General features: G+C 67.8%; 6 protein-coding genes and 1 pseudogene. 6 read left to right on the forward strand and 1 reads right to left on the reverse strand.

What is annotated here, in order from left to right; genetic code table 11:
- Positions 1 to 158: 158 nt before the first annotated feature.
- The 4 genes and pseudogenes from NC4_RS36725 to NC4_RS45330 all read left to right on the forward strand — a co-directional run bounded on the left by NC4_RS36725 (position 159) and on the right by NC4_RS45330 (position 3713).
- The gene (locus tag NC4_RS36725) at positions 159 to 1340 is read left to right on the forward strand and encodes an NAD(P)/FAD-dependent oxidoreductase (RefSeq protein ID WP_084530136.1); all 1182 of its coding nucleotides are present in this window, start codon (positions 159 to 161) and stop codon (positions 1338 to 1340) included.
- 85 nt (positions 1341 to 1425) lie between these two features.
- Positions 1426 to 2310, forward strand: coding sequence for an RNA polymerase sigma-70 factor (locus tag NC4_RS36730; RefSeq protein WP_067548565.1), 885 nt, complete (start codon positions 1426 to 1428; stop codon positions 2308 to 2310).
- 43 nt (positions 2311 to 2353) lie between these two features.
- Positions 2354 to 2969, forward strand: a pseudogene (locus tag NC4_RS36735) (DNA-3-methyladenine glycosylase).
- A gap of 54 nt (positions 2970 to 3023) precedes the next feature.
- Positions 3024 to 3713, forward strand: a complete 690-nt coding sequence (locus NC4_RS45330) for a Clp protease N-terminal domain-containing protein (RefSeq protein ID WP_067548510.1) — start codon at positions 3024 to 3026, stop codon at positions 3711 to 3713.
- A gap of 150 nt (positions 3714 to 3863) precedes the next feature.
- Here NC4_RS45330 and NC4_RS36745 read toward each other — a convergent pair whose 3' ends face one another.
- Complete coding sequence (locus NC4_RS36745) at positions 3864 to 5306, reverse strand: 2-isopropylmalate synthase (RefSeq protein WP_084530137.1); 1443 nt, start codon at positions 5304 to 5306, stop codon at positions 3864 to 3866.
- Between the two features lie 213 nt (positions 5307 to 5519).
- On the opposite strand from NC4_RS36745, the gene NC4_RS36750 reads away from it, so the two are divergent.
- Both NC4_RS36750 and tyrS read left to right on the forward strand, forming a co-directional pair.
- Positions 5520 to 6191 (forward strand): FadR/GntR family transcriptional regulator, encoded by a 672-nt coding sequence (locus tag NC4_RS36750; RefSeq protein WP_067548513.1) that lies wholly within the window; start codon positions 5520 to 5522, stop codon positions 6189 to 6191.
- 148 nt (positions 6192 to 6339) lie between these two features.
- Positions 6340 to 7620, forward strand: a complete 1281-nt coding sequence (gene tyrS, locus NC4_RS36755; protein ID WP_067548516.1) for a tyrosine--tRNA ligase — start codon at positions 6340 to 6342, stop codon at positions 7618 to 7620.
- Positions 7621 to 7967: the final 347 nt, after the last annotated feature.

Here is a 7967-nt window from a genome sequence, read left to right on the forward strand (position 1 = left end):
AAGTTTTCGCAGGCCGGGGCGCGGCCGCCGATAATGCCAACCGCGAACGAGCATCGAAGATTCCAGCGTGTTCCAGGTCACAGCGTGGGTTGTCACGTTCGGCGGGGCTGTCCTGTCCCATGGTTGACCACAACGGGACAAGCCCCTCGGAGCACACCATGAACACCACCGACACCCACGAGATCGTCATCCTCGGCGCGGGATACACCGGCATGCTGGCCGCCACCTACCTGGCCCGGGACACCCGCACGATGAACACCCGCATCACCCTGGTGAACCCCTCGCCGCGTTTCACCGAGCGGCTGCGCATGCATCAGGTGGCCGCCGGGCAGGAACTGGCCAATTACGATATCCCGACCCTCCTCGAGGGTTCGGGCGTCGATTTCCGCCAGGCCGCCGCCACCGCCATCGACGCCGCCGCCCGCACCGTCACCCTCGACACCGGCGCGGACCTGCGCTACGACCGGCTGATCTACGCCCTCGGCAGCGCCACCGACACCGGCCTCGTTCCCGGCGCGGCCGATCACGCGTGGACGCTCAACGATCCCCGTCTGGCGCACCGCTTCTCGCAGCGGCTCACCGAGATCGCCGCGCACGGCGGGACCGTGACTGTCTGCGGCGGCGGGCTCACCGGCATCGAAGCCGCGGCCGAGATCGCCGAGGCGCACCCGGGCCTGACCGTCACCCTGATCAGCGCGGGCGAACCCGGTTCGATGATGGGCGACAAGGCCCGCGCCCATATGCACCGCGTCTTCGACCGGCTCGGCGTGGTGCGCAGGATCGGCGTGAAGGTCGCCAAGGTGCTGCCCGACGCGGTGCGCCTGGACACCGGTGAACTCGTCGCCTCGGATCTGACCCTGTGGACCACCGGCGTCAAGGTCCCCGCGCTGGCCGCGCAGGCCGGAATCGCCACCGACGCACAGGGTCTCGTCATCACCGACCCCACCCTGCGCTCGGTGTCGCACCCGGAGATCCACGCCGTCGGCGATGCGGCGCTCATCCGGCAGGCGTGGGGCCAGGTCCACGGCACCTGCCAGACCGGGGTGGCCTCGGCCGCCTACGCCGCGGCGACCGTCACCCGGCTGCTGAAGGGCAAGCGGGTCAAGCCCTTCCGCATCGGCTACTTCCACCAGCCGGTGAGCCTGGGTCGCAAGGATGCGGTCATCCAGTTCACCGAGGCCGATGACAGCCCTACCCGGTTCTATCTCAAAGGCAAGGCCGCCGTCGCCTACAAGGAGTCGGTCAGCAGCACCCCGCCGCTGGCCTACAAGATGAGCAAGATCGTGAAGCTCCCCGTCAAGCTGACCAATGGCGGCCGGGCCACCCCTGCCACCGCGTGAGCCGAATCCGGCGGCCGGATCATCCCGAGCGGAGATCCGGCCGTTCGGTGGTACCACCCTCGAAATACCGGTAGGTATGAATCCCATGCAGGATCAGACCCACGCCATCGACCCCTTCGTCGAACACCGCCGCCTGCTCTTCAGCACCGCCTATCAAATGCTGGGCAGTGTCGCCGATGCCGAGGACATCCTCCAGGACGCCTGGCTGAAATGGCATGCCGTCGACCAGGATTCGGTCCAGCACCCCAAGTCCTACCTGGTCCGCACCGTCACCAACCTCGCCCTCAACCGCCTCACCTCCGCCCGGGCCACCCGCGAAACCTACGTCGGCCCCTGGCTTCCCGAACCACTGCTCACCGCGCCGAACGCCGCCGAGGAGACCGAAATGGCCGATACCGTCTCCACGGCCATGCTGGTGGTGCTGGAAACCCTCACGCCCGTCGATCGGGCCGTCTTCGTCCTGCGGGAGGTATTCGGCTACTCGCACGCCGAGATCGGCGGCTTCCTGGACCGCCCCGAAGCCACCGTTCGCCAGCTCGCGCACCGCGCCCGCAATCACGTGCAATCCCGCCGCCCGCGCTTCGACGCGGACGACGCCGCGCGCCGGGAGGTCACCGAGAAGTTCATGGCCGCCTGCCACGGCGGCGACCTCAACGCGCTCATGGAAATCCTGGCCCCCGAGGTCACGCTGTGGAACGACGGCGGCGGCAAGGTCACCGCGGCCCGCCGCCCGCTGCACGGTCCCGACCATGTGGCGCGCTGGATGCTCGGCGTCATGACCAAACCGGTCTCCGCCGGTATCCGTTTGGAACCGGCCGTCATCAATGGCGAACTCGGCATTATCGGCGTCATCGGCGACTACCTCGTCGGCACGCTCACCTACGACATTCGCGACGGCCATATCGAGAACATTCGCTTCCAGGTCAATCCGGACAAGCTCAGCGGTGTCCGCCCGCCCGCCGACTCCTAGCTCTCCGGCGGGCTGTCGCCACCGTCCGGAACAATGGGGTCCCGTGAGTGCCGAATTGCTTGCCGTCGAACCACTGGCCGCCGCCCGCCGACTGCTCGGCGCGACGCTGTGGTCCGGTTCGGTCGGCATGCGGATCGTCGAGGTCGAAGCCTATGGCGGTGACCCGGCCGGTCCTTGGCACGATCCGGCCGCACACTCCGGTCGCGGCCGTACGGCGCGCAATGCCGTCATGTTCGGACCGCCCGGGGTGCTGTACGTCTACCAGAGTTACGGCATGCACACCTGCGTGAATGTCACCAGCGGGCCCGACGGCATCGCCAGCGCGGTACTCGTCCGGGCGGGCGAGATCATCGCGGGCCACGACGAAGTCCGCGCCCGCCGCACGGACCGATGCCGATCTCGGCAAGGGGCCCGGCAATGTCGGCAGTGCCCTCGCGATCACCTTGGGCGACTACGGAACTCAACTCTTCGACCCGGCCTCGCCCATCCGCCTCGAGCTCGGCCCCGAAATCACCGATCCGGCCGCCGTCTCCGTCGGCCCGCGTGTCGGGGTGAGCCTGGCCGCGGACCGTCCCTGGCGGCTGTGGCTGCCGGATTCACCCGCTGTCTCGACGTACCGCCGCAGCCCCCGCGCACCGCGCTTGGATCTGCCCGCCTGACGGCCGTGACAGGGCTACCGTGGACGTGAATACCGTGTTTCCGTAGGGGGTTCAATGTTCGAACGGTTCACCGATACCGCCCGGCGGGTGATCGTGCTGGCACAGGAAGAAGCCCGCGGACTCACCCACAACTACATCGGCACCGAACATCTGCTGCTCGGCCTGCTGCGCGACGACACCCTCGCCACCCGGGCGCTGACCGAGCTCGGCCTCGACCTCGGCACCGTGCGCGCCGAGGTCGAGGCGATCATCGGCCGTGGTGAAAGAGCGCCCGAGGGTCATATCCCGTTCACTCCCCGGGCCAAGAAGGTCCTGGAACTGTCGCTGCGCGAGGCGATCGCGCTGAGCCACAACTACATCGGCCCGGAACACATCCTGCTGGCCGCGAGCCGGGAGGGCGAAGGCGTGGCGGCACAGGTGCTGGTCAAACTCGGCGCGGATGCCAAGCGGCTACGCCCACAGGTCATGGCCCTACTCGGGATCACGCCCGAAGGCGCCCCGGAGCACACCCACCAGGTACCGGTCTCCGCCGCCGTGGTCGCGCTGCTCGAACGGGTCCGATTGCTCGAAGACCGGGTCCACGACCTCGAGCGGCAACTGGGCGAGCGTTCTGGCCCGACCGGCAGCGAGCAATCGACTGGCGGCGGCGTGAAACCGACCGCGGGTGAGAAATCGACGGAGGGGGAGCAGTCCGCCGCGGGTGAGAAGCCGACCGCGGGCGAGCAGTCCGCCGCGGGCGAGTAGTCGGCGATTGGTGAGCAGTCGGCCGTGGGCGGGTGGTCAGCAGCAGGCGGCGGCTATGCCGAAGGAGATGCGCCGTCCAAGGGCGACAAGCCCGCGTAGGTATTTCGAGAGCGCCGCCGCGCCATCGGCGTGCGCGGCGGCGTCGATGGGTCAGGCGGTGGTCGCGCTCAGCGGGCGGGTGCGATCGCCCGCCGCCAGCACCGCGACCACCACCTCCTCGGGAATGCCCAGCTCCCGCAAGGTAATCCGATTCCGGTCCAATGCGTAGGCGGTGGTGAACAGCTCCCACAGCTCCGCCGCCGACACTTCCGCGCCGGTCCGGTCGGTGTGCCGCTGCACGCGCCGGGCGAAATCGATCTGCCACTCGCGCGGCAGCTCCAGCCCGAACTCCGATTGCAGCAGGTACGCGATGCCGCTCTTGCCGGACTGCGAGTTCACCCGGATCACGGCCTCGTACGAGCGTTCCACGTCGGCCGGATCGATCGGTAGATATGGCACCTCCCAAGGGATTTCGTGCTCCGTCAAGCCCGCCTGCCGCGCCCGTGCGGTATGCGCGGCGAAGCCCTTCTTGATCGCGTCCTGATGGGTCCCGGAGAAGGCGGTGTACACCAGATCCCCCGCGTACGGATGCCGGTCGTGCACGGGCATGCGGGTGCAGAACTCCACCGTCTCGCGCACGGCGTCGATATCGGAGAAGTCGATCATCGGATCCACGCCCTGTGCATGCAGATTCAAGGCGAGGGTCGCCAGATCCACATTGCCGGTGCGCTCCCCGTTGCCGAATACACAGCCCTCCACGCGCTGCGCCCCGGCCAGCACCGCCAATTCCGCGCAGGCCACGCCGGTTCCGCGATCATTGTGCGGATGCACCGAGAGGATCACGCTGTCCCGCCGCGCCAGATTCCGGTGCATGTACTCGATCTGATCGGCATACACATTCGGCGTCGCCACCTCGACCGTCGCGGTCAGATTGAGCGTCACCGGCCGCTGCGGCATGGCATCCCACAACGTGGTCATGCGGTCGCAGACTTCCAGCACGAAATCGGGTTCGGTCAGCATGAACACCTCGGGCGAGAACTGGAACCGTACATTGGCCAGATCCCCGGCCAGCTCCAGAATGTCGCGGCCACCGGCGGCGATCATCGCCGCCAGGTCGGCCCGCGAGGTCCCCAGCACCACCTCCCGCCACACCGGCGCGGTCGCCGTATACATGTGGATCACAACGTCATTGGGAATGCCGCGAATGGATTCGACCGTTCGCTCGATCAAATCCCGTCGCGCGGGAGTGAACACCACGATGGTGACATCGGCCGGAGCCAGCCCCTCGGTGGCGATGAGCCGCACGAAATCGAAGTCGGTCTGCGAGGCGCTCGGATACCTGACCTCGATCTCCTTGTAGCCCATGGCCACCAACATCTCGAAGAACCGCCGCTTGCGGGCCGGGGCCATGGGCTCGGCCAGCGCCTGATTGCCGTCCCGCAGATCCACCGGCACCCACAGCGGGGCCGCGGTGATCCGGTTCGACGGCCAGTGCCGTTCCGTCATCGGCACCGAAACCCGCTGGTACACATCGCGATACCGATGCGACGGCATAACGGAGGGCTGTTGGCGATTCCACTTCGAGGAAATAGTCACGAGTGCTGTCTTTCGCGTCGGAGAGAGATGACCGGCGTACGACAGCAGCCCGCGGGCAGGGTGCCGGTCGATCAGACCCCGCCGCGGCGGCTAAGGAGAAGGGCACCCGAAAGCATGTGGCCTAGACTAGATGTCATTCACTCCTCAGATAAGTAGAGAGGCCGAAAAGCCGTGTCGCAGGTACAGAGGCATCCCCTCGCCGCCCAGGCCGCCGAAGTGCTGCTGACTCGCATACGCGCCGGTGAATGGGCGCTCGGCCACAAACTCCCCGGCGAAACCACCCTCGCCGTTCAGCTCGGCGTCGGCCGCTCCACCCTGCGCGAGGCCATCCGCGAGCTCTCCGGCAAAGGCGTCCTCGAAAGCCGCCAGGGCGCAGGCGTTTTCGTCACCGCCCTGGACATCACCGAGGACTGGGACACGGTCCTGCGCCGCGCCGACATCGTCACGGTCATCGAGGCGCGCATAGCCATCGAGGCCGAAGCCGCCGCCCTGGCGGCCGCCCGCCGCACCCCCGCCGACCTCCGTGCCCTGTGGCGCGCCCTCACCGCCCGCGCCGAAGCGGGCGACACCATCGAAGCCCTCGTCGACGCCGACACCGCCTTCCACCGCACGGTCATCGCCGCGGCCCACAACGACATCCTCACCCAGATGTTCGACGCCTTCGTCCCCCGCCTGCGCACCGCCATGGTCGACATGCTCCGCATCCGCCCCATGTCCGACCCGCACGCCGACCACCACGCCCACGAACTCCTCGTCGACGCCATCCGCGCCCGCACCCCCGAAGCGGCGTCCACCGCCAGCCGCGTCCACCTGACCGCCCTCAAAGCAGCGTTCGAAAAGTAAGTCCCGCGCCCTCGGCCAGCGGTGAAACTCGCTCGACACCCGATCCACCGCCGAGTCACACTCGGCGGCGGACCTTCGGAGCGCCCTATCTCTATAGGGCGAGACCTGTGCGAAGGCCGTCCACATCCGTGCGGAAAGATAGAGAGTCGTGAGCGGCGACATCATTGATGAACTGACCTGGCGCGGGCTGATCGCGCAGTCCACCGACCTGGACGCCCTGCGGGCGGACCTGGCCAAGGGACCGCTGACCCTCTATGCCGGTTTCGACCCGACCGCGGCCTCCCTGCACGCCGGACATCTCGTCCCCTTGCTCGCGCTGAAGCGTTTCCAGCGCGCGGGCCATCGGCCCATTGTCCTGGCGGGCGGCGCGACCGGACTCATCGGCGATCCGCGTGACGTCGGCGAGCGCACCATGAACTCCACCGACACCGTGGCCGAATGGGCCGGGCGCATTCGCTCCCAGTTGGAGCGATTTGTCGACCTGGACGATTCCCCCACCGGCGCCGTCATCGCCAACAACATGGACTGGACCGGCTCGCTCAGCACGGTCGACTTCCTGCGCGATATCGGCAAGCACTTCTCGGTGAACGTCATGCTGGCCCGTGACACGGTGAAGCGGCGGCTCGAGGGTGAGGGCATCTCCTACACCGAGTTCTCCTACATGCTGTTGCAGGCCAACGACTACGTGCAGTTGCGCCGCAACTTCGGCTGCCGCCTGCAGGTCGGCGGCTCGGATCAGTGGGGCAACATCATCGCGGGCGTGGAGCTCAACCGCCGCGTCGACGGCGAACACGTGCATGCGCTGACCGTGCCACTGGTGACCTCGGCCGACGGCAAGAAGTTCGGCAAGTCCACCGGCGGCGGCAGCCTCTGGCTCGATCCGGAGATGACCAGCCCCTACGCCTGGTACCAGTACTTCGTGAATACGGCCGACGCCGATGTGGTCCGCTACCTGCGCTGGTTCACCTTCCTCTCCAAGGAAGAGCTGGACGAGCTGGAGCAGGCCACCGTCGAACGCCCGCACGCCCGGGAGGCGCAGCGCCGCTTGGCCGCCGAGATGACGACCCTGGTGCACGGCGAGGAGAACACCCGCTCGGTGCAGCTGGCGAGCCAGGCCCTGTTCGGTCGCGGTGAACTCCGCGAGCTGAACGAGCCGACCCTGGCCGCCGCGCTCACCGAGGCGGCGGTCGACGGCAAGGTCGCCGAGGCCACCAATGGCTCGACGATCGTGGACCTGCTCGTCGCCACGGGACTGTGCGATTCGCGCGGTGCGGCCCGCCGCGCTGTCAACGAGGGTGGCGCATCGGTGAACAACGAGCGCGTCTCCGATCTCGAATGGACTCCGTCGGACGCCGACTACCTGCACGGGCGCTGGCTGGTGCTGCGCCGCGGCAAGAAGAACTTTGCCGGGGTCCGTCGAGCGGGCTGAACCGAATTGCCATGAGCTGGGTCACAACCCGGTGGCCCAGCCCGGCGATCGGCCCGATCCGCGCCCGAGCGACCTGTGCAAACGGGTTGGCGACCAGGCGATTTGACGTTCAGTTTTCCAGCACGTACCTTATTCCAGGTCAGAGCGACACGGACACCGACCGGGACGCGAAAGCCCAGCTCAGAAGCTGGAAATGCGGTCCAGGACAACGAGGTCGGACGAGGAGCGCCTGACGGCAGGCAAGACCGGCTCGGACCCCAGAGTTGACTCTGTGGAGAAGAGCGGTTAGGCTGGAAACGTTGCCTCACTACGAAATCACTTAGTCGATGGGTTGGTGTGTGCGCCTA

Source organism: Nocardia crassostreae, assembly GCF_001613405.1.
GTDB lineage: Bacteria > Actinomycetota > Actinomycetes > Mycobacteriales > Mycobacteriaceae > Nocardia > Nocardia crassostreae.

Bases quoted from the DNA above. Each gene is read 5' to 3' on its own strand.
- NC4_RS45330 (WP_067548510.1), top strand. From the start codon at position 3,024: ATGTTCGAACGGTTCACCGATACCGCCCGGCGGGTGATCGTGCTGGCA.
- NC4_RS36745 (WP_084530137.1), bottom strand. From the start codon at position 5,306: ATGCCGTCGCATCGGTATCGCGATGTGTACCAGCGGGTTTCGGTGCCG.
- NC4_RS36730 (WP_067548565.1), top strand. From the start codon at position 1,426: ATGCAGGATCAGACCCACGCCATCGACCCCTTCGTCGAACACCGCCGC.
- NC4_RS36725 (WP_084530136.1), top strand. From the start codon at position 159: ATGAACACCACCGACACCCACGAGATCGTCATCCTCGGCGCGGGATAC.